General features: G+C 64.4%; 14 protein-coding genes and 1 pseudogene. 8 read left to right on the top strand and 7 right to left on the bottom strand.

Annotation, left to right across the window (positions count from 1 at the left end; translation table 11 throughout):
* The first annotated feature begins 14 nt into the window (after positions 1-14).
* The 3 genes and pseudogenes from KWO_RS08215 (at position 15) to KWO_RS08205 (ending at position 2,696) form a co-directional block, all read left to right on the top strand.
* Positions 15-275, top strand: a complete 261-nt coding sequence (locus KWO_RS08215) for an exodeoxyribonuclease VII small subunit (RefSeq protein ID WP_010366764.1) — start codon at positions 15-17, stop codon at positions 273-275.
* 1 nt (position 276) lies between these two features.
* Entirely contained in the window at positions 277-1,152 is an 876-nt protein-coding gene (locus KWO_RS08210) for a polyprenyl synthetase family protein (protein ID WP_010366766.1), read from the top strand.
* Between the two features lie 460 nt (positions 1,153-1,612).
* Positions 1,613-2,696, top strand: a pseudogene (locus tag KWO_RS08205) (M35 family metalloendopeptidase).
* 69 nt (positions 2,697-2,765) lie between these two features.
* Here KWO_RS08205 and KWO_RS08200 read toward each other — a convergent pair.
* Both KWO_RS08200 and pmbA read right to left on the bottom strand, forming a co-directional pair.
* Positions 2,766-3,227 carry a DUF4870 domain-containing protein gene (locus tag KWO_RS08200; RefSeq protein ID WP_017112466.1) on the bottom strand — a complete coding sequence of 154 codons (462 nt, stop codon included), beginning with the start codon at positions 3,225-3,227 and terminating at the stop codon, positions 2,766-2,768.
* 326 nt (positions 3,228-3,553) lie between these two features.
* Complete coding sequence (gene pmbA / locus KWO_RS08195) at positions 3,554-4,921, bottom strand: metalloprotease PmbA (RefSeq protein ID WP_010366774.1); 1,368 nt, start codon at positions 4,919-4,921, stop codon at positions 3,554-3,556.
* A gap of 146 nt (positions 4,922-5,067) precedes the next feature.
* Here pmbA and yjgA point away from each other — a divergent pair, with 146 nt between their 5' ends.
* Positions 5,068-5,649: a ribosome biogenesis factor YjgA gene (gene yjgA, locus KWO_RS08190; protein WP_010377567.1), complete on the top strand. Its 582-nt coding sequence runs from the start codon at positions 5,068-5,070 to the stop codon at positions 5,647-5,649.
* A 169-nt stretch (positions 5,650-5,818) separates the two neighbouring features.
* Here the strand turns inward: yjgA and tldD are convergent, their stop codons facing one another.
* Positions 5,819-7,264, bottom strand: a complete 1,446-nt coding sequence (gene tldD / locus KWO_RS08185; protein WP_010377564.1) for a metalloprotease TldD — start codon at positions 7,262-7,264, stop codon at positions 5,819-5,821.
* A gap of 98 nt (positions 7,265-7,362) precedes the next feature.
* Here tldD and KWO_RS08180 point away from each other — a divergent pair, with 98 nt between their 5' ends.
* A complete protein-coding gene (locus KWO_RS08180; protein WP_026113394.1) occupies positions 7,363-8,115 on the top strand; it encodes a DUF6065 family protein in 753 nt (250 codons plus the stop codon).
* 5 nt (positions 8,116-8,120) lie between these two features.
* On the opposite strand, the gene KWO_RS08175 is transcribed toward KWO_RS08180, so the two are convergent.
* The 3 genes from KWO_RS08175 to KWO_RS08165 form a co-directional block, all read right to left on the bottom strand.
* A complete protein-coding gene (locus KWO_RS08175) occupies positions 8,121-12,038 on the bottom strand; it encodes a YhdP family protein (RefSeq protein WP_017112468.1) in 3,918 nt (1,305 codons plus the stop codon).
* A gap of 140 nt (positions 12,039-12,178) precedes the next feature.
* On the bottom strand, positions 12,179-13,678 hold the full coding sequence (rng, locus tag KWO_RS08170) for a ribonuclease G (RefSeq protein ID WP_017112469.1): 1,500 nt from the start codon (positions 13,676-13,678) through the stop codon (positions 12,179-12,181).
* Positions 13,678-14,250, bottom strand: a complete 573-nt coding sequence (locus KWO_RS08165) for a Maf-like protein (RefSeq protein WP_010377550.1) — start codon at positions 14,248-14,250, stop codon at positions 13,678-13,680. The genes rng and KWO_RS08165 overlap by 1 nt, the downstream gene beginning before the upstream one ends.
* A gap of 137 nt (positions 14,251-14,387) precedes the next feature.
* Here KWO_RS08165 and KWO_RS08160 point away from each other — a divergent pair, with 137 nt between their 5' ends.
* The 3 genes from KWO_RS08160 (at position 14,388) to KWO_RS08150 (ending at position 19,540) form a co-directional block, all read left to right on the top strand.
* Entirely contained in the window at positions 14,388-15,122 is a 735-nt protein-coding gene (locus KWO_RS08160; RefSeq protein WP_010377548.1) for an SIMPL domain-containing protein, read from the top strand.
* A gap of 322 nt (positions 15,123-15,444) precedes the next feature.
* Complete coding sequence (locus tag KWO_RS08155) at positions 15,445-18,555, top strand: TonB-dependent receptor (protein WP_010377546.1); 3,111 nt, start codon at positions 15,445-15,447, stop codon at positions 18,553-18,555.
* Positions 18,556-18,865: 310 nt separating this feature from the next.
* The gene (locus KWO_RS08150; RefSeq protein WP_010377543.1) at positions 18,866-19,540 is read left to right on the top strand and encodes an energy transducer TonB; all 675 of its coding nucleotides are present in this window, start codon (positions 18,866-18,868) and stop codon (positions 19,538-19,540) included.
* Between the two features lie 430 nt (positions 19,541-19,970).
* Here KWO_RS08150 and rlmH read toward each other — a convergent pair whose 3' ends face one another.
* Positions 19,971-20,441, bottom strand: coding sequence for a 23S rRNA (pseudouridine(1915)-N(3))-methyltransferase RlmH (gene rlmH / locus KWO_RS08145; protein WP_010377541.1), 471 nt, complete (start codon positions 20,439-20,441; stop codon positions 19,971-19,973).
* Between the last annotated feature and the right edge of the window lie 21 nt (positions 20,442-20,462).

The raw sequence follows: 20,462 nt of genomic DNA, 5'->3' as shown, positions 1-20,462 counted from the left end.
CGCACACTTTAGCGATGGCCAAGAAGTCCTTGAACGAAACGTCCCCGGTTGCCCGCTTCGAACAGTCGCTGGAAGAACTCGAGCAACTGGTGCAGAAGCTGGAGGTCGGCGATCTGAGCCTGGAGCAATCGCTCACGGCCTACGAACGCGGCATCGGGTTGTACCGCGACTGCCAGCAGGCGCTGGAACAGGCCGAACTGCGCGTGCGCCTGTTGACCGACCCTGCCCGCCCCGAGCTTGCCGAAGCCTTCGAACCGCCGTCGCTGGACGGCTGAGATGAGTTCGGCGCTGTTCGACCACTGGATCGCCCGCACCGAACGCAGCCTGGAGGCCGGCTTGCCGAGCGCTACGCATGCGCCGCAGCGCCTGCATGCAGCAATGCGCTACGCAGTGCTGGGCGGTGGCAAGCGCATGCGTCCGCTGCTGGTTTATGCAAGCGGCGCATTGTTCGGCGCTGCTGAGGACCAGCTCGACACGCCCGCGGTGGCGGTGGAGCTGATTCACGCCTATTCGCTGGTGCACGACGACTTGCCGGCGATGGACGACGACGCGCTGCGGCGCGGCCAGCCCACCGTGCATATCGCCTTCGACGAAGCCACCGCGATTCTGGCCGGCGACGCCTTGCAGACACGAGCTTTCGAACTGCTGGCCGCAGCATCCACCAGCGCCGAACTGCGCGTGGGCTGGATGCAGAGCCTGGCGACGGCTGCGGGGGCGGCCGGCATGTGCGGCGGCCAGGCGCTGGATATGGATGCGACCGGGCAACTGCAGCCGTTGCAGGACCTGCAACGCATGCATGCGCTCAAGACCGGCGCGTTGATCCGAGCGGCGGTGCGTATGGGCGCGCTCACGGGCGGCGCAGCGGCGGACGACCAGCAGCGTCTTGGCGCATTTGCCGACGCGCTGGGCCTGGCGTTCCAGGTGCGCGATGACATCCTGGATGTGGAATCGAGCTCGGCGCAGTTGGGCAAGACCGCCGGTAAGGACGCGGCGCAATCCAAATCCACTTACCCCGCTCTGCTCGGGATGGGAGGCGCCAAGGCGAAGCTGGCCGAACTGGCCACGCGCATGCACGACGTGCTGCAGCCCTATGGGCAACCAGGCGAAATATTGGCCAGCTTGGGCCGGTTTGCGGTGGACCGCGCGCACTAGACGCAGTTGTCACGCCGTTACACGCTGCAATGAGCGGGTGTAGCAGATACCCGAACCGGTCTTTGGCATTCGATTAGATGCCATAGCATGTGGTCGTCTGTACGGCCACATATCGGCCGTGCGAGACATAAAACCAGCCTCGCAGGAACTATTTGCGCACTCCGTGCGCCAGCGCAAGGTCAACGTCTGTAGTGTGATCTCTCAAAAAGAGAACTTGATCACATATCGAAACTTTTCCTGCGTGCATTTGTGTCAGCGACTGACACGCGCCAGCCCGCAACATATGACGGACTGCACATTTTTAAGCTGAATTATCAACATAGACGATATTTCCGAGCCTTTCAGTATAAATTTCAAAACAAAATATACGAAATAAAAAAACTTGTCGTGCCCGCTCGTCCTGCCTAGGTTTGGGTTGCCCGCATCCGCGGACATCCCCCGATCACACGGAGAGTCACTGGTGAAGAACGTTTTTTTCGCATCGTTTGCAGCAGGCACGCTGGCCGTTGTCGGCATACTCGGATCGGCGCAGGCGCAGTCCGTGCGCGGCCCGGTTCCGTTGACCATCGAACTGTCGCCGGTGGCCGACCAGGCTGGCCGCCATCAAGGCAAGATCGCCGTCACCGTCACCAACAACAGCAGCCAGATTGCACGCGTGCCGACCTATCAGCTGCCGCTGAAGTCGCTGGATAACGGCATTCTGGAAGTGAGCCGCGACGGCAAGCCAGTGGATTACACCGGGCGCCTGGTCAAGCGCGGCTTGCCCAAGGCGGCCGACTTCACCATCCTGCAGCCGGGCCAGAGCGTGAAGGGCGAGGTCGATCTGGCCGGCGCCTACGATCTGTCCACCAGCGGCAACTACACCATCCAGGTGCGCTCGGCGCTGCAGTACGCCTCCTTTTCCGACGGCAGCCTGATGAAGACCGCCAACGGCGAGCCGGCCGTGGCCACCAGCACCCCGCTTACCGTGTGGCTGGACGGCGCGCGCCGTGGCGTGCAGCGCCAGCTCAGCGTCGGCCCGACGGCTGTGGTCAACGGCATCAACTACCTCAACTGCAGCACCACCCGCACCAGCCAGGCCGGCAGTGCGGTGACTGCCGCGCGCAACTACTCGCAGAACGCGCGTACCTACCTCAATGCCGGCAGCACAGGCGCGCGCTACACAACCTGGTTCGGTGCCTATAACGCCTCGCGCTACAGCCGGGTCAGCTCCAACTTCGTCAACATCGATAATGCGCTGGACCAGAACAACGGCCAGCTGACGATCAACTGCAGCTGCGAGGCGGATGCGGCAGATGCGTATGCCTACGTCTATCCGAACCAGCCGTACGAGATCCATGTCTGCAACGCGTTTTGGAGCGCGTCCACAACCGGCACTGACTCCAAGGCCGGCACCCTGGTGCACGAAACCAGCCACTTCACCGTAGGACCGCGTCTACGGCCAGTCCGGCGCGCGCAGTCTGGCGATCAGCAACCCGGCGCAGGCCATCACCAATGCCGACAGCCACGAGTACTTCGCCGAAAACACCTCGGCGCAGAACTGATTGCGTCATCGTTTGAAACGACAAAGGCCCGGCACTGCTGCCGGGCCTTTGTGTTTCGCACCGCGCCGGTTACTTGATCAGGCGCAGCGTGAACGGATAACGGTAATGCTCGCCATTGTTGGCCTTGACCGCGGCCAGGATGCAGAGCACCAGGTTGGCGATCCACACCAGTGTCGGTACGAAGAACAGGATGCCGAACGACACGATGGTCAGAATCACTGCAGCCACGTAGGCAATGATCACGGTGATCTGGAAATTCAGTGCTTCCTTGGCTTGATCGGTGGCGAACGGCTTGGAGGGGCTGGCGTCCTTGCTGATCAACCAGATCACCAACGCACCGACAAACGAGGTCAGGATGCCAAGCAGGTGCGCGGCCAGCGCGAGTGTGCGCTCTTCCGACGGACTGCTGGTGCCGACCGGCGGCGGCGGTACGGCGTGCGATTCGAATTCGCTCATCATGTCTCCCCATGCATGGTTGTGGTGCGGCGGACTATAGCAACGATTCAGCCAGCCACCAGTGCGGAAAGACATGGGCGCGCGGTCTTGCCGGAGCTGCAATGCGCAGCGTAATGGCGGAGAAGGCGCCGTCCAGCGCGGCGAACTGGCGTCCACCCGCAGCAGGCGGATTCCAGATCTACCGGCGCCCCGGATTGCGTATGTAGCGCGCGTAGTAGCGAGTGCCGGCGCATGCCCCATGCCATTTTACGCATAGTTCGTTAAAGGCGGCAGGAAGCACCAGTGGTGCGCCCGCTTGCAGCTACGCGCACGCAAGCTCACGCGCGGCGCCTGCTTGTGACCCTGCACCGCGCAGCAAACGAACGCTCGAAAACCAGCGATCTCGGCACCACGAATGCCGTTTAGCTGTCACCAGCCACCGTCATGCGATTGATCAGCACCGAGCCGATCTTGACGTGCGAGCGCGGATCGACATCGCTGCCCACCGCCTCGATGCCGGCGAACATATCGCGCAGATTGCCCGCGATAGTCAGGCCATCGACCGGGTAAGCGATCACGCCATTCTCGATCCAGAAACCGCCGGCGCCGCGCGAGTAATCGCCGGTAACGGGGTTGACGCCGTTGCCCATCAGCTCGGTGACTAGTAGGCCGCGCGACATGCCGGCAATCATCGATGCCAGATCGCCCGCGTTGGCGGTGACCTGCAGGTTATGTACGCCACCAGCATTGGCAGTGGTCTGCAGGCCTAGCTTGCGTGCGGAGTAACTGCCCAGCACATAACGCTGCAGCACGCCGTCGTTGATCAATGCCGAGCGCCGGGTCGCGACGCCTTCGCCATCGAACGCGGCCGAGCGCAGGCCACGGCGCAAATGCGGTAGTTCTTCGATGTTGAACCAGTCTGGAAACAGCTTGGTGCCAACGCTGTCGAGCAGGAAGCTGGCGCGGCGATACAGCGCGCCGCCGGAGACGGCACCGAGCAAGTGACCGACCAACGAGCGCGCCACTTCCGGCGCAAACAGCACCGGCAGCTGGCCGGTGGGCAGCGAACGCGGCTGCAAACGCGCCAGGGTGCGCTCGGCAGCATGCCGGCCGATCGCATCCGGCGCTTCCAGATCCTCGCGCGCCAGCGCACTGCTATACCAGCCATCGCGCTGCATACCGTCGCCCTGCCCGGCAATCAACGCGCAGCTGATCGAATGATGGGTGCCGCGCTCGCGGCCGATGAAGCCATGCGAGTTGGCGTACACCGCCAGGCTGAGCCCGGTGCTGGCCGAGGCGCCATCGGAATTGCTGATGCGCGCGTCAGCGTCGCGGCCAGCGGTTTCGCAGGCCAGCGCCAGATCCACCGCGGTATCGGCGTCCAGTGCCCACGGATGCCAGCTGTCCAGCTCGGGAAACTCACGCGCCATCAACTCCGGGTCGGCCAGGCCGCTGGCCACGTCGTCTTCGGTGAAACGGGCGATCGCGCAGGCCTGCGCCACGGTGGATTCCAGGCTGGAATCCTGCAAATCCGCAGTGCTGGCACTGCCCTTGCGCTTGCCGAAGTAGACCGTGACCGCAATGCCGCGATCGCGGGTGGATTCGACCGTCTCCACGTCGCCCAGCCGCACGTTGACGTCCAGGCCGCGCTCTTCGCTGCAGCTGACTTCGGCCTGGGTCGCGCCGGCGGCGCGCGCGCGCTCGAGCAGGCGCTGCGAGATGTCGGTGAGCGCCTCAAGGCGCTGCAGGCTGTCGTCGGTGACACGGATTTCGGAGGAGAGTGCGTTCAATGCTTTATCCTTGGGAACGCGGATCCGTCCGCGAAAGCCCGGCCATCCGAGGCCGGAGTGTTTGAATTCAGTGCGGAATGTTCCGCCGACGCCCGGCCGATCAAGGCCGGAGATGTTTATCAACCAGGTTTCGGGATGTAGTGGCAATGCGCGGACGCGATGAAGACACCGGTGAATTTCGCGGCGCCAGCCGTAGCCAGCAGCGGCGCGAAGCGCTCGAGATTTTCGACCTGGGCGAGAAGCTGGTCGCGCTGACCCCGGCGCAATTGGCCAAGCTGCCGGTGCCCGAGTCGCTGATCCCGCATATCGAAGAGAGCAAGCGCATCACCTCGCATATCGCGCACAAGCGGCAGCTGGCGTTTCTGGCCAAGCATATGCGCCGCGAGGACGACGAGACCCTGGCAGCGATCCGCGATGCACTGGATGCCAACAGCGAGACCGCGCGCCGTGAAGTGGCGGCGATTCACCGGGTCGAGCGCTGGCGCGAGCGCCTGCTCGCCGACGGCGACGTGGCGCTGGCCGAACTGCTGGAAGCCTACCCGGCCGCCGACCGCCAGCAACTGCGTCAGCTGGTGCGCAACGCGATCCACGAACGCGCCAAGAACAAGCCCCCTCGCTCCTACCGCGAACTGTTCCAGGTGCTGCGCGACCTGTCGCAAGAGCAGGGATTGGAGAGTGCGGATTTGGGATTGGAAGACGGCGAATCGGCGTCGGAAGACGACGAGTAGGGATCCGCCCGATCCATCAATCGAGGCAACGGCGGTGCCAGCCGTTGCCAATCCCAAATCCTGACTCTCGATTCCCCTCTGCTGAACCGGCAAACGGCAAAGGCCCGACGCACTGCTTTGCGCTCCTGCCGTTGCGAATTCCAAATCCCGATTCCCAAATCTCCGCATCTCAGGCCTGCGTTCCGCCAACCGTAATGCCGTCGATCAGCAGCGAGGGCTGGCCGACGCCGACCGGCACGCTCTGCCCGTCCTTGCCGCACACGCCCACGCCTTCGTCCAAGGCCAGGTCGTTGCCGATCATGCGCACTTTCTGCATGGTCTCTGGGCCATTGCCGATCAAGGTGGCGCCCTTGACCGGCGCGGTGACCTTGCCGTCTTCGATCAGATAAGCCTCGGTGGCCGAGAACACGTACTTGCCGCTGGTGATATCGACCTGGCCGCCGCCGAAATTCACCGCGTAGATGCCCTTCTTGACCGAACGGATCATCTCTTCCGGGTCATGCTGGCCGGCGCGCATGTAGGTGTTGGTCATGCGCGGCATGGTCAGGTGCGCAAACGATTCGCGGCGGCCGTTGCCGGTGGACGCCACGCCCATCAGGCGCGCGTTGTGGGTGTCCTGCATGTAGCCCACCAGCACGCCGTCTTCGATCAGCGTGGTGCACTGACTCGGTGTGCCTTCGTCGTCGATGTTGAGCGAGCCGCGACGGCCATCCAGGGTGCCGTCATCGACGATGGTCACGCCCGGCGATGCCACGCGCTCGCCCATGCGCCCGGCATAGACGCTGGTGCCCTTGCGATTGAAGTCGCCTTCCAGACCGTGGCCCACCGCTTCGTGCAACAGCACGCCAGGCCAGCCTGGGCCGAGCACCACCGGCATCACGCCGGCCGGTGCGGGGATCGCGTCCAGATTCACCAGCGCCTGACGCAGCGCTTCGCGGGCGAAGCCTTCCGGGCGGCCGTCGGCAAACAGTTCGGCATAGCCGTAACGCCCGCCGCCGCCGGAATAACCGGATTCGCGGCGCCCACCCTGTTCGACAATCACTTGCACGTTCAAGCGCACCAGCGGGCGCACATCGGCCGCCAGCACGCCGTCGCTGCGGGCGATCAGCACCGTATCCACGCCGCCCGACAGGCTCACCATCACCTGCTTGACGCGCGGGTCGGCAGCGCGCACGTACTGGTCGATGCGGCGCAACAGGTCCACCTTGGTGGCGCTGTCCATGTCGTCGATCGGGTCGGTGGCCGGATACAGCGCACGGCTATTGCCACGCACCAGCGAGCGCGTGGATTGCGCCCCGCCCTCGCGCGAGATCGCGCGCGCAGACTGCGCCGCTTCCAGCAGCGCATCGCGATGGATGTCGTCGGAATAGGCAAAACCGGTTTTCTCGCCAGCGATCGCACGCACGCCGACGCCTTGTTCGATGGAATGCGCACCGTCCTTGACGATGCCGTCTTCCACGCTCCAGCTCTCGCGCCGCGAATGCTGAAAATACAGGTCGCCGAAGTCGATGCCCGGGCCCAGCAGGGCGCCGAAGGTGCGGTCGAGATGGCCGGCATCCAGGCCGGAAGGAAGCAGCAGCCGGGTTTCGGCCAAAGTGAGAGCGTTATCGGTCATGTGGTCAGGATGGGGCCCACGCGCCGGGGAGACAAGTCGTTCCGCTGAACATGCGCGCAGCTATCATCGCCAGCCAGCTCTTCACCGATCACCCGCGCATGAAGCTCATCGCCCACGTTCTGGACGGCCACACGCTGGACATCCGCCCGGCCCCGCATGAGCGCGCGTGGATGGACGCCACCGACCAGCGCTACGCCTACCGCTGCCTGCCGCTGGCGATTGCCAACGCGCATGGCTGGGAGCTGCTGTGCCAGTCCGGCTTCGAGGCCAGCTGGGACGGCAGCGACGCGCTGGCGGCGATCACCATCACCGCCGATGCAGGCACGCATGCACCGGCGATCAGCCACTTCGGCTATGGCGTGCTGACCTTCCATGTGCCGTGCCTGTTCCGCACCGACACCGGCATCGACCTGTTCGTCACCGGCCCGTTGAATCAGCCAAAAGACGGCATCGGCGCGCTGAGCGGCATGGTGGAAACCGACTGGAGCCCGCACACCTTCACCATGAACTGGCGTTTCACCCGGCCCGGGCGGGTGCGCTTCGAGGCGGGCGAGCCGTTCTGTCATCTGTTCCCGCTGCAGCGCCAGTTGATCGAGCAGGTGCAGCCGCAATGGAAGCCGCTTTCCGAAGCGCCGCGGCTGGCGCAGCAACATGCCGACTGGACCCACAGCCGCACGCGCTTTCTGGATGAATTGCCCGATGCGCAATCGGCGGCAGCGCGCGAAAAATGGCAGCGCGGCTATTTTCTTGGCATGGCTGCACCCGAGCAGCCGCCAGTGCCGGGGCATCGTTCGCGGCTGCGGCTGCCGATGTTTACGCGTGCCGGCAGCGATGACACGCCCGCCGACTAAGTGTGTCAGCGCAGCGTGGGATCTGCCTTGCCGGACTTGGCTGGCGCGGCCGGTTTGCTCGGCGCCCGCTCGCGCGCCTCGCGCTCCACCACGTCCACCTGCGGATCTTTCCACGGCCCGGTGACGTGATAGGTCTTGGCACCGATCGCACCCAGCGGTTTGCCGAGCACCGCGTTGGCCGCCGCGCCGACTGCCGCACCCACCGGGCCGCCGGCAACTGCGCCGACCACCGTCAGCAGGTTGCCGGCTTTGGGGTTCACGTCGACGGTTTGATCGAAGGTCTGCGCGCGCAAGTCGGTCTGCCCGCGGATGGCGATATCGGCAGCCGGGCCTTCGATGCGGATGGCATCGGTGCGCGCGAAGCCTTTACCGAAGCGCACTTCGCCGGCCAGCTTGTTGAACGCCAGACCCTTGGAGAAGAAATCGCGGAAGTCGAACATCAAGCGGCGCGGTAGCTGCGCCACGCTCAGCAGGCCGAGCACGCGGCCGGCGCCCGGGTCCACTTCCAGCAACTGGCCATTACGCACCTCAACCTTGAGGTTGCCGTCCAGCGAGCCGAGCGCAAAGCCAGTCGGCGAGCCTTCCCAGCCAGCATTGAGTTCCAGCTCCCCTTCGCCGCCGCGCAGCTGGCCGCCCAGGGTGAGGTTCTGCAGCAGATTGCCCAGGTTGCGGCTGTCCACACGCGCCGACAGGCGCGTCGTGGCTGCGTCGCCCTTGCCGCGCCAGGCACCGGTGAGGCCGATGTTCTGGTCGTCCGAGCGCAGCTGCAGCTGATCCACCTGCATGCCATCGGTGAGCCGGCTGCTACGCAGGGTGGCCGCACCGAAGGTCATTTTGCCGATCTGCAGATCGTCGATATTCAGTGACAGCGGCGGGATCGACACCGGGTCGAATTCGGCCACGGCGCGACGCGCAGGTTCCGGCAACGCGCCGGCCAGCGGATCGCCGGGTTCTGGCGCGGCCGGCGCGGCAGGCGCCGCCACCGGCTGCCAATGCACGGTCTTCAACTTGCCCTGCACGGTTGCACCATCGGCGGTGGGCACGGTGAGTTGGCCGGCCAGCGAGGGGCCCTCCAGCGTCACCGCTACCGCATCGCGGGTGGGGCGCAGGCGCAGGCGCGTTTGCGGGAACACGCCGCCGATCATCAGCAAGCGGTCCGCCTGCACGTCCACCTCCTGCAACGGCATCGCGTCTTTCTTGGAAATGGCCGGCTGGCCGGGCAGTGGCGGCGTGTCTGTATCGCTGCTGGTGCTGCGCGCCAGGCTGATCCAGTCGATCGCATCCAGCGAAGCGGCGCGACCCGTGACCACCAACCCGTTGGCCGGCGGCCGTTCGGTGACGGTATCAGTGCCCATCACCACACGCACGCCAGTCTGCTCGCCTTGGCTGCTGGCCTTGAGCGCCACCAGCTTGCCGAAGGCCACATCGATATCGCCATCGCCCAACGGCAGCGCCACCTTGACCCGGGTGTCCAGTGGCTGGCTGGCCGCCTTGTCCAGCGGCGCTGGCAGATCCAGCGTGGTGCCGATCAAGTTAGACCGTAGCGTCAGCATCGCATTGGCAGTGGTCTGCCCCGGTGGCGGCAGCGGCACGTCCACGCTGACCTGCCAGGGCGCGCTGCCATGCACGTACGGGCGCAGCCACTCCATCTGCGGTGCGCGGTCGAACAATTCCTTGGCATCCAGGGCGGCGCCAAGACGTGCTTCGAAGGCCTGTTTGGGGTCCTGCACCAACCCGCCGGCGCGCAACGACAACTCGCCGCTGCGCCCCTCGTGCTGCACGCTCAACTGCTCGGCGGCAAAACCGGTGTCGCGGTACTCGGCCTGCCCGCTGACCTGGTCGAACGCCAGATCCCAGCGTGCATCGGCCAGCTTGGCACCTTGCAATGCCACCGTGCCCTGCAGATGGCCGCCAACGCCATGGGTGCGCAGGGGACGCAGCAGATCGAAGGTCACCGCGGCCGGGCCGGATACGGTGAGATTGCGCAAGGTGTCGCCATAGCGGCGCTCCAGCGGGCTCTTGCGCAGCATGCCGAGCAACTGCGCTGCGTCGGCCTGGGTGGAGGCACGGACATAAAGTTCGGACGTGGCGAAACTGGGGATGCCCGCGTCCAGCTGCGCAATCGGGGTGCCCGCAAGGTCGCCCTGCCCCTGCAGCGAAAAACCCTTGCCGATAAAACTCAGGTGCGCCTGGACCTGCTCCATCGCCGGCCAGTCCGGCTGGAAGCGGATCACGCCATCGCGAATCTGCCCGAATGCTTCGAAGCGCCCGTCGTTATCGTCGAACGGCCAGTCGTCCAGATCGCCGCTGACCAGGCCAGTGCCGCCGGTGACGGTGCCGCCGGCCACGGCCATGTCGAGCCAGTCGATGGCGGCCTCGCTCATCTTGGAGCGGATCCAGAACTTGCGCGCCACCGGCACCGCCACATCGTCCAGTTGGGCCGCCAGTTGCATGCGCGGGCGGCTGCCATCGCCCTGGAACCACAGCCCGCCGCGCACGTTGGCGCCGTAATCCTTGCCCTGCACACGCAGCGCCGGGGTGGCGACCTGCCAGCCAGCGCCTTCGCGCCAGCCGACGATCTTGCCGGCCAGTTGAATCTCATGCACCACGCCAAAGCCGGTTGGCCAATCGAAGCGCAGCGTGGCGTCGGGTGCGGGGTCCAGTTCCACGCCCTGCGCATCGCCATCGATCGTGCCGCGCAGGCCGCTGATGCCCGGCGCATTGCCCACCGGCAGAAACCCCAACTCTTCGATCTGGCCCTGCGCGCGCATCGCGCCGCCTTGCTCGCCGGCGACCTGCAGGTCGGCCACGCGCAGCTGCGGTTTGGACAGGCTCAGCCAACGCCGCAAGGCGGGCGACAACTGCTCGCTCAAGGCGGCAGCTGCAATCAGGCCCGAGACATCCACATGCTTGCCCACCACCGCATAGCGGCGCCCGCCGGCAATGCTCAGCCCGTCCAGGTGCTGCAGTTGCGCTGCCGGGCCCAGGCGCAGCAGCGGCGCGTCCACGCGCCAGCCGCCATCGATGGTCTGCCAGCGCGCACGCGCCTGCAGCCGTTCCCAGGTGAGCGTGCGCCGCGCGGTCTCGTCCGGCAGCGCGGCCCCGGACAGGCGGAGCTGCTGCAGGTCGACATCCACGCTCACTGCAGCGATCCGGCGTGCGCGCAATTGCGCCCAGGCCTGCAAGCGCCCACCACCGCCCTCCACGCGCATTCCGCCGAACTGCAGCAACGACGCCCATGCGGACAGGTCGGCCGGATCGGCTTGCACATAAGCGCTGCCGTCGCCGCTGTCGCGATCGAATTCCAGCACCGCCGTCAGCGGCGCGCGCTTGAGATCGATCCAGCTACGGCTGCCCACCTTCACGGTCGAGCCGCTGACGCGCAGGCGCAGGTCGATGCGCGGCAGCGTGGTGTCCAGGCCGATCGAGGGCGCGGCCACGTGCAGTCGGGCTTCGGCCAGCTGGATCTCGCCCAGCCGGCGCAGCGCATCCAACGGATCGGAGTTTCCGCCGCTGGGCATGCCCTGGACCGACCACACACCGTCGTCGCTGCGCTGCAAGGTCAGCGCAAGGCCGCGCAGGCGTATTTCGGTCAGCGAATGGCCCGGCAGCAACCCGGCGTACATCGCCAACAGCACCTCGGCCTGGCCGACGCGCACCTCGCCGTGCGGACCGATACGCAGCCCATCCAGCCGCAGCAGCGGACCGCGCCGGGTCCATTCGGTCTGCAGCCGGTCGAACGCAATCGGCTGACCGGCACGCTGGCTCAGCCACTGCGCAATCTGCTGCGGATGCTCCTCGGCCAACGGCAGCGCCTGGCTGGCCGCGCCCACCAACAACGCGACCGCCACCAGCGCAAGCGCGCAGGCAGTGATCGCATAGCGGCGAAACAGACGGAGACGGCGGCGCAGCGGGGTGGGCATCAGGAGCGGGGATTGGGCATTGGGGATTCGGGATTGGTTACAGCGTGTCCAAGCACGGTAACGTCAACGCTCCTGCTGGCCGCATATCATGACGGGGCCGGCTTTTACAAATCCCGAATCCCGGATCCCAAATCCCGGACTCACAGCAGCACCACATCGAACTGCTCCTGCAGGTACTGGTCGTCGGACTGGAAGCGGATGCTCTTGCCGAGGAACTCTTCCAGTTCGGCCACGGCGGCGGACTCTTCCTCGGTGATGCGGGCGACCACTTTCGACGAGGCGATCACCAACAGGCGCGCGGCATCGAACTGGCGCACCGCGCGGGTGATCTCGCGGAAGATCTCGTAGGTCACCGTTTCGGCGGTCTTGATGGTGCCGCGCCCGCCACATTGGCCGCAGGTTTCCGAGAGTTGGCGCTCCAGGCTTTCGACGGTGCGCTTGCGGGTCATCTCCACCAGGCCCAACGGCGAGAACTCGTACACGGTGGTCTTGGCGTGATCGCGTGCCAGTGCCTTCTCCAACGTGCGCAGCACCTGGCGGCGATGCTCCGGGTCGTCCATGTCGATGAAGTCGATGATGATGATGCCGCCCAGATTGCGCAGCCGCAGCTGCCGCGCCACCGCCTGTGCGGCTTCCAGGTTGGTGCGGAACACGGTCTCTTCGAGGTTGCGCTGACCGACGAACGAGCCGGTGTTGACGTCAATGGTGGTCATCGCCTCGGTCTGGTCGATCACCAGATAACCACCGGATTTGAGCGGCACCTGCTTATTCAACGCCCGTCCGATCTCGTCCTCGACCCCGTACAGGTCGAAGATCGGCCGGTCGCCGGTGTACAGCTCCAGCCGCTCGGCCAGCACCGGCATGTACTTGGCCACGAAGGCCTCCAATTGCACGAAGGTCTCGTTGGAATCAACCTTCACCTTCTCCACGTCACGACGGATCAGGTCGCGTACCGCACGCAGCGGCAGGCTCAGGTCTTCATAAATGATGCTGCACGGCGGCGCCTCACGGCCGCGGCGCTCAACCACATTCCAGACCCGCGATAGGTACGCGATGTCCTCGGCCAGCGCCTCGGCCGGCTGGCCTTCGGCATTGGTGCGGATGATGTAGCCGAAGCCGCCATGCTGGGCCGAGACCTCGCTGACGATGGTCTTCAAGCGCAGGCGCTCGGCCTCGTCTTCGATCCGTGCTGACACCCCGACCACTTTGGACTGCGGCAGCAGCACCAAATAGCGCGACGGAATGCTGATCTGGGTGGTCAAGCGCGCACCCTTGGTGCCGATCGGGTCCTTGACCACCTGCACCACGATGTCCTGGCCGTCGCGCAGCAGTTCCACGATCGGCACCGAGGCAGCCGGCGGCGGCGGGATCGGGGTTTCTTCGGTATCGACCACGCTGGCCGGCGCAGGCGCCGGACGGATCACATCGTTGGCGTGCAAAAACGCGGCACGCTCCAGCCCTACTTCAACGAAGGCAGCCTGCATGCCAGGCATGACCCGCTGCACCTTGCCCTTGTAGATATTGCCCACCACGCCCCGGCGCCAACCGCGCTCGATATGCAGCTCCTGCAGCATGCCGTTCTCGATCACCGCCACACGGGTCTCACGTGGGGTGACGTTGACCAAAATCTCTTCCGACATCAATGCGCTCCGAAGGCTGTGAGCAACTGCGAGGTGTGATAAAGCGGCAATCCCATCACGCCGGAATAGCTTCCGGACAGATGGCGGATGAAGCGTTCGGCGCGGCCCTGGATCGCATACGCGCCGGCCTTGCCCATTGGCTCGCCACAGGCGGCGTAAGCAGCAATCTGCGCATCATCAAGTGTGTCGAACGTGACTTCCGACACCACCAGTGCCTGCGCCGGCGCGCGCTGTGCGCAGACTAGAACCACCGCCGTGAGCACCTGGTGGGTGCGCCCGGACAAAACGCGCAGCATTGCGATGGCATCGTCTACATCGACCGGCTTGCCGAACACCCGCTCGCCCAACACCACTTCGGTATCCGAGCCCAGCACGATGGCGTCGGGGTCGGCGCCCTGTACCAGCGCCAGACCGGCCTGCGCCTTGTCCAGCGCGACGCGCTGCACGTAGTGTTCGGGCGTTTCATCGGCTGCGCGCAACTCGGGCACATCCAGTTGCAACGTCTGGAACGGCACATCCAGGCGTTGCAGGAGTTCATGTCGGCGCGGCGAACGGGAGGCGAGATAGAGCATCCGTCCAGCATACCCGTTGCCCGCACTCGCCCGCTTGTCTGGTGAACGTACGCAGCGTTGCCGATGTGTTGTTGCGTTCGACTCACAACATATTCATCGAGGTGCTAACACGCTCTCCACATAGACAAGGAGATCTCATGCGTACCTACCTCAAGCCGTTGTTGCTGGCCCTGTCCATCGCTGCCGGAACCGCCATGACCGCCCACGCCCAGACTGCCCCGAGCTACACCATTCCCAGCGACGGCACCCTGCTCAACGTGTCGGCCGAGGCGGAAGCCAAGCGTGTGCCGGACATCGCCACGCTGTCTGCCGGTGTGGTCACCCAGGCCGCCGACGGCAACGCCGCCATGCGCCAGAACGCCGAACAGATGAGCAAGGTCATGGCCGCGGTGAAGGCCGCCGGCATCGCCGACAAGGACGTGCAAACCAGCGGCATCAATCTGAGCCCGCAGTACACCTACAAAGAAAACGAAGCGCCCAAGATCAACGGCTACCAGGCCAGCAACACGGTCAACCTCAAGGTCCGCGACATCACCCGCCTGGGCAAGGTGCTCGACGCCCTGGTCGCGCAGGGCGCCAACAATATCAACGGCCCCAGCTTCTCGATCGACCAACCCGAACCGGTCTACGACGAAGCGCGCGTGGCCGCACTGAAAAAAGCCCAGGCGCGGGCCGAAACCTATGCCAAGTCGCTGGGCCTGAAGGTGCGCCGCATTGTCAGCATCTCCGAAGGCCGCAGCGGCGGTGCGGTGCGCCCGATGATGATGGCCGCCTCCATGCGCTCGGCCAAGGCCGAGATGGACACCCCGGTCGCTCCAGGCGAGAGCACGCTGTCGATCAACCTAGATGTGACGTTCGAACTGGGGCGCTAAGAGCGCTTGTCTAAATCCAAAGCGTCGTTTCTTTACTGCCCTCTTCGGAGGGCAGTGTCGTTTGCGCGGTCGATCAAAACTCTTGCCTGCTTCTGGCCAAATGCAGTTACAGCATTGCGCCAGTGACACAAAGAAAAACCTACTTACTTGCAAGTGCCCAGAGTCACAGTATTTCAGTCTGAATAGGCGTTATTTAGCGTTTGTGCTTAAAAAAGCATGAAATTTAAAGAAATTGTTCTTTGAGCGGGCGCGACCGCTCTCTAGCATCGATTGTCAGCGCACCGTCATCTTCGTGACGGCGCCAATCTGGAGAGCGATCGAAATGACCAGTCACGCCGCGCGGCAACGCCGCCCGTTATGCTCCACGTCGCCCGCGCGCTATGGCCGCATCAGCGTGCTTGCGCTTGCCCTGAGCGGCGCCGTCGGCATGCTCGCCACCGGCACTGCGGCCGCGCAAAGCACCACTGCCGGCATCTACGGAAGCGCGCCGGCCGGCGCAGGCGCCACGGTCACCGTGCAGGGCGACACCGGTTTTACGCGTACTGCAACGGTCGATGCCAACGGCCGTTACGCCATCGGCAACCTTCCGGTGGGTACCTATACCGTCACCCTGCAACGCGAAGGCCAGGCCGCCGAGACCCGCAAGAACATCGCGCTGCGCGTCGGCGCCGGCACCGATGTGTCCTTCGGCAGCAGCAATGCATCCGAGGACACTGCCACCCTGGGCACCATCACGGTGACCGGCAAAAACATCTCGCCGGTGGACGTCTCCGCCACTGCTTCACGCACCGTCATTACCGCCGAGCAATTGCAACGTTTGCCGCTGGCGCGCTCGGGTGAAGCGATCGCGCTGTTGTCGCCAGGCGCGGTGCAAGGCAGCGGCTACTTCGGCAATGCCATTTCCTTCGGCGGCGCCGGCGTGACTGAGAACGCCTACTATCTCAACGGCTATCTCAGCTCCAATCCGCTAACCAACATCGGCGGCGTCACCCTGCCCTACGGCGCCATCGACCAGCAGGAAACCTATACCGGCGGCTATAGCGCCCGGTACGGCCGTTCGGCAGGCGGCGTACTCAGCCAGGTCGGCAAGCGCGGCACCAACGAGTGGCACTTCGGCGGCCAGATGCTGTGGCGGCCGAAGAGCTTGTCCAGCGACTACAAGGATGTGTTCTATCCGGACACGCCACTGCCCTCTTCCGACTATTCCTATGCCAAGCCAGATTTGCCCGGCACGCTGTACCGTAGCCGCAAGGGCGACAAGGCCTGGAATACGGTTTTTAGCGCCTATGCCGGTGGACCGCTCATTGAGGACAGGCTGTTCGTTTTCGTTGCCGCCGAGCAGGAGCGTACCGAAGGTGTATCGACCGCAAGCCGCGAAGATTCGGTTATCGGCCGAGACACCTATCGCGTGGACGAGCCGAAGGTTTACGCCAAGGTCGACTGGAACATCAACGACCGCAACATCCTTGAATTCACCGGCGTCAAGAACAACTACCGTACAAGCGGCGCGTACAGCGATTTCAGCTACCCAGGAGTGATCACCCAAAGCGCAAGCGGTGCGTTCGCCGATACGGTCAAGGTCGACGACCGTTACTACATCGGCAAATACACCAGCTACATCACCGACGCACTGACCTTCAGCGCGACCTATGGCAAGAGCCAGCAGAGCGACTATCGCAACAATCCCAGTCTGGCTCCATATCTGTACAACGCCAATCGGCAGGATCCGGCCATTACCGGTGGCAGCGAAATTCGCAACAACCAGACCTCGACCCAGGCACGCGATGGCGAGAATCGTACCCACGGCCTGCGCCTGGACCTGGAGTACGTGCTCGGCAGTCATACGCTGGCCAGCGGCGTGGACAACATGTACTTCAACGCCAACAACGAAGGTGCACTCACCACTGGACCAGGCTACACCTGGACCTACGACAACCTCGCTCCCGACGTGCCTATCGCCGACTCGTTGGGTGTCGGTCCGGCAGGCGGCGATGGCTACTACGTCTACCGCGGCGTCTTCCAAACAGCCACCAGCATGTCGGTCAGGCAGAAAGCCTATTTTCTCGAGGACAAGTGGCAGATCAATGATCGTCTGTTGCTGATCCTGGGCGTGCGCAACGACAAGTTCACCAATTTCAATGATGCTGGCAAGGTCTATGTGGAAAGCGGCGACCAATGGGCGCCTCGGATCGGCATCAGCTGGGATGCGTTTGGTGACTCGTCGTTGAAGGTCTACGGCAATGTCGGTCGCTATTATCTGGCGCTTCCCAATAGCGTGGCCATTCGTGGTGCGTCGCCCTCCACGTATACGAGCGAATATTTCACCTATACCGGTATCGACGCCCAAGGCAACCCGACCGGCCTGACGCCGATCCCGGTGGATCCGAGCGCTGGCGCTTCGTGCTCCGGCAATGTCGTCTCTTCCAATCGCGAGTGTGGGCAGCAACCCGATGCCGCGTCAGTCGCGGCCAACGACCTGAAATCGATGTACCAGGATGAGTTCATGGTCGGCTTCGACAAGACGCTGGGCAGCAATTGGGTCACTGGCGCCAAGCTCACCTACCGCAACCTGGGCACCACCATCGACGATGTCTGCGATTCGGACAAGATGCGCACCAAGCTGGCCGCGATTGGCGTGGACCCCAGCACGGTCGATGTTCCTGGGTGCGTCATCTTCAACCCGGGCGAAACCAACTCCTTCAGCCTGGCCAACCTGGATGGTTCCGGCCGCACCGCGCTTTCGATGTCGTCGGCCGATTGGGGCTTCGACAAGAAGGCCAAGCGCAAGTATCTGGCACTGGATCTGTTCCTCCAGCATCCGTTCGACGGCAAGTGGGAAGGCCGCATCGATTACACCCTGTCGCGCAACTTTGGTAACACCGAGGGCCAGGTGAAGTCGGACATCGGCCAGAGCGACGTGTCCAAGACCCAGGACTGGGATGCGGCCGCGCTGATGTGGTACTCCGGCGGTTACCTGGCCAACGATCGTCGCCACCAGATCAAGCTCTACGGCTCCTACCAGCTGGCACCAGAATGGCTGATCGCCGGCAATATCCGTGTTCTGTCAGGCACTCCGAAGTCGTGCCTGGGTTATGTCAGCATCAACGGCACTGACGAGTCTTCCGATGCGGGCGACCCGGTCGGGTACGGCTCGTCTTATCACACCTGCGACGGCCAGCCATCGCGGCCAGGCGACGCCGGACGTTTGCCTTGGACGAAGATCGTCGACCTGGGCCTGACCTATCGCCCGGCCTTCGCCGGCAACAAGCTGGCCGTTACCCTGCAGGGCTTCAATATCTTCAACGAGCGTAAGCCCTTGCAAGTCAACTCCACCTGGGAAGACAACCACTACAAGCTGTCCAACATCTACGGCATGGGGGTCAATTTCACCCAGCCACGCTACGCCATGTTGTCCGTGTCGTACGACTACTGACGTCTCTCCCGTCAGCGTTGTTTTCCCAGCCCTGCGAAGGGCTGGGCTTTTTCTCAATCCACGCCCAGCTTCGGCTGGGCGTCTTGTTTGTGCAAATGCTTGCAATTGGCTGCTGCACCGTGGCGTTCACACGTGGCAACGCGCCGTGAGCACCGCTTGAATGATGCCTGCCTATCTGGCGGCGCCGTTGCCGCAACGCAATCCAAGCAGCGCTTGTGAAGCCGCGCCGGCTGTGGTAAACCTACGCCACCGGATGGTGATGTGCGTCCGGGTCGCGCTGGTCCTTTCCGCAGTTCCGTTCTGGAGGTGGATGATGGTTCGCACGCAATCGCAGGTTTCTTCCCGTCCTTTCGGCATCGACCCCTCGCGCGTGCTGGCGATGAGCACGGCCGTGGCATTGCACTTACTTGCGGGCGGGTTGTTGCTGATTCCGCTCTCGCACCGGGCGATTCCCCAGCAGACCGCACCCAAAGAGCGCTGGCTTATGCCGGCGAGCATCCCCACGCCGCCGCCACCGCTGGTGTTTCCAGTCAACGTAACGTTCAAGCCGAAAACGCATACACCGACCAAGACGCTGCCGGTTCCTGTGCAAACCGCAGTGATCACGCAGGAGCCTATGGTCGATAGCGCGGCGTTTGCCGTTCCCGCGAGGGTCTCCGACGTGGTCGCAGAAAGCACCCCGACGACAATCGCGCCCAGCGGACCGATCGAAGTGGGTCAACTGCAGTATCTGAGTTCGCCAGCGCCGAGCTATCCGGCGGCCGCACTGCGCGCAGGTCAGCAAGGCACGGTGCTGCTGCGTGTGCTGGTCGGCATTGATGGACGTCCGGCCGAAGTCAGCGTGCAGACCAGCAGTGGTCATCGCGTGCTCGACCTGGCCGCGCGTAGCCAGGTGCTGCGCAGCTGGCGCTTCCAGCCGGCCATGCAGAACGGTCAGGCCGTGCAGGCCTATGGCCTGGTGCCGGTAAGTTTCTCGTTGAATTGATGGAGACGTGATGCGGCGGCTTGCAAGCACAGCCGCCGCATCGACACGCCTCTGCTCATAGGAGCGACTACTGCCAACCATGCGGCTACGAACGCATGCGCTATGGTTAGCAACAAAATGCAAAATCGCCAAAGCGTTTGTTGATGCACGCACGCCATCGTTAGCCGGTACGTCCATCGCCTACGAAGCTCCTCATACTCCGCATCGCGCGTGCAACTTGGAGCAGCTGATAAGACGACTGCGCCGCCATCAGACAGATGCGGCCAGCGTTCGGAACGGCATGTGGTAGGCGAGCACTGCAACGCTTCAGCGCCATCCATACCGACCTGGCGACTACTCGCGACGTGTTGTTAGCCGCTCGGTTTCATCGTTGGTGGTGTGGCGCCATGACCCAAGCTTGCTGCTGGAGGTGCAAGAGCTGCGCGCGTTGCTATGCGCGGTGATACGGATGGTTGGCCAGCATCGCCGCGGCGCGATACAGCTGCTCGGCGACGATCAGGCGCACCAACATGTGCGGCAGGGTGAGCGGGCCGATCGACCAGCTCTCACTGGCGCTTTTCAGCACCTCGGCCGAATGGCCTTCCGGCCCGCCGATCAAAAACGCCAGATCGCGCCCCTGTCCGCGCCAGTGTTCCATGCGCTGGGCGAGCTGTTCGGAACTGAGCGGGCGCCCTAGCACATCCAGCGCGATGACGTAGGCATTTTTCGGCAGCGCGGCGAGCACGCGGCGTCCTTCGTCGTCGGTCGCGCGCTGCGCGTCGCGGCCCTTGCCACGCAGACCGGGTTCGATCTCGACCAGCTCCAGCGGCATCCAGTGCGAAAGACGCTTCTGGTATTCGGCAAACCCTTGCGCCACCCAGCTTGGTGCGCGCTCGCCGGTAGCGATAAGTCGGCATTTCATGGCCACATGATATCCGCGTCA

It is taken from the genome of Xanthomonas vasicola pv. musacearum NCPPB 4379 (genome assembly GCF_000277895.2).
Classification (GTDB): domain Bacteria; phylum Pseudomonadota; class Gammaproteobacteria; order Xanthomonadales; family Xanthomonadaceae; genus Xanthomonas; species Xanthomonas vasicola.
Note: the sequence above shows the minus strand (reverse complement) of the source record. Positions and strands in the feature narration are given on the sequence as shown.

Excerpts from the sequence above, each read along its gene's own strand:
- KWO_RS08180 (WP_026113394.1), top strand. The coding sequence starts at position 7,363 with ATGAAGCTCATCGCCCACGTTCTGGACGGCCACACGCTGGACATCCGC.
- KWO_RS08155 (WP_010377546.1), top strand. The coding sequence starts at position 15,445 with ATGACCAGTCACGCCGCGCGGCAACGCCGCCCGTTATGCTCCACGTCG.
- KWO_RS08175 (WP_017112468.1), bottom strand. The coding sequence starts at position 12,038 with ATGCCCACCCCGCTGCGCCGCCGTCTCCGTCTGTTTCGCCGCTATGCG.
- rng (WP_017112469.1), bottom strand. The coding sequence starts at position 13,678 with ATGTCGGAAGAGATTTTGGTCAACGTCACCCCACGTGAGACCCGTGTG.
- tldD (WP_010377564.1), bottom strand. The coding sequence starts at position 7,264 with ATGACCGATAACGCTCTCACTTTGGCCGAAACCCGGCTGCTGCTTCCT.
- KWO_RS08210 (WP_010366766.1), top strand. The coding sequence starts at position 277 with ATGAGTTCGGCGCTGTTCGACCACTGGATCGCCCGCACCGAACGCAGC.
- rlmH (WP_010377541.1), bottom strand. The coding sequence starts at position 20,441 with ATGAAATGCCGACTTATCGCTACCGGCGAGCGCGCACCAAGCTGGGTG.
- KWO_RS08200 (WP_017112466.1), bottom strand. The coding sequence starts at position 3,227 with ATGTCTTTCCGCACTGGTGGCTGGCTGAATCGTTGCTATAGTCCGCCG.
- yjgA (WP_010377567.1), top strand. The coding sequence starts at position 5,068 with ATGCGCGGACGCGATGAAGACACCGGTGAATTTCGCGGCGCCAGCCGT.
- KWO_RS08215 (WP_010366764.1), top strand. The coding sequence starts at position 15 with ATGGCCAAGAAGTCCTTGAACGAAACGTCCCCGGTTGCCCGCTTCGAA.
- KWO_RS08150 (WP_010377543.1), top strand. The coding sequence starts at position 18,866 with ATGATGGTTCGCACGCAATCGCAGGTTTCTTCCCGTCCTTTCGGCATC.
- KWO_RS08160 (WP_010377548.1), top strand. The coding sequence starts at position 14,388 with ATGCGTACCTACCTCAAGCCGTTGTTGCTGGCCCTGTCCATCGCTGCC.
- KWO_RS08165 (WP_010377550.1), bottom strand. The coding sequence starts at position 14,250 with ATGCTCTATCTCGCCTCCCGTTCGCCGCGCCGACATGAACTCCTGCAA.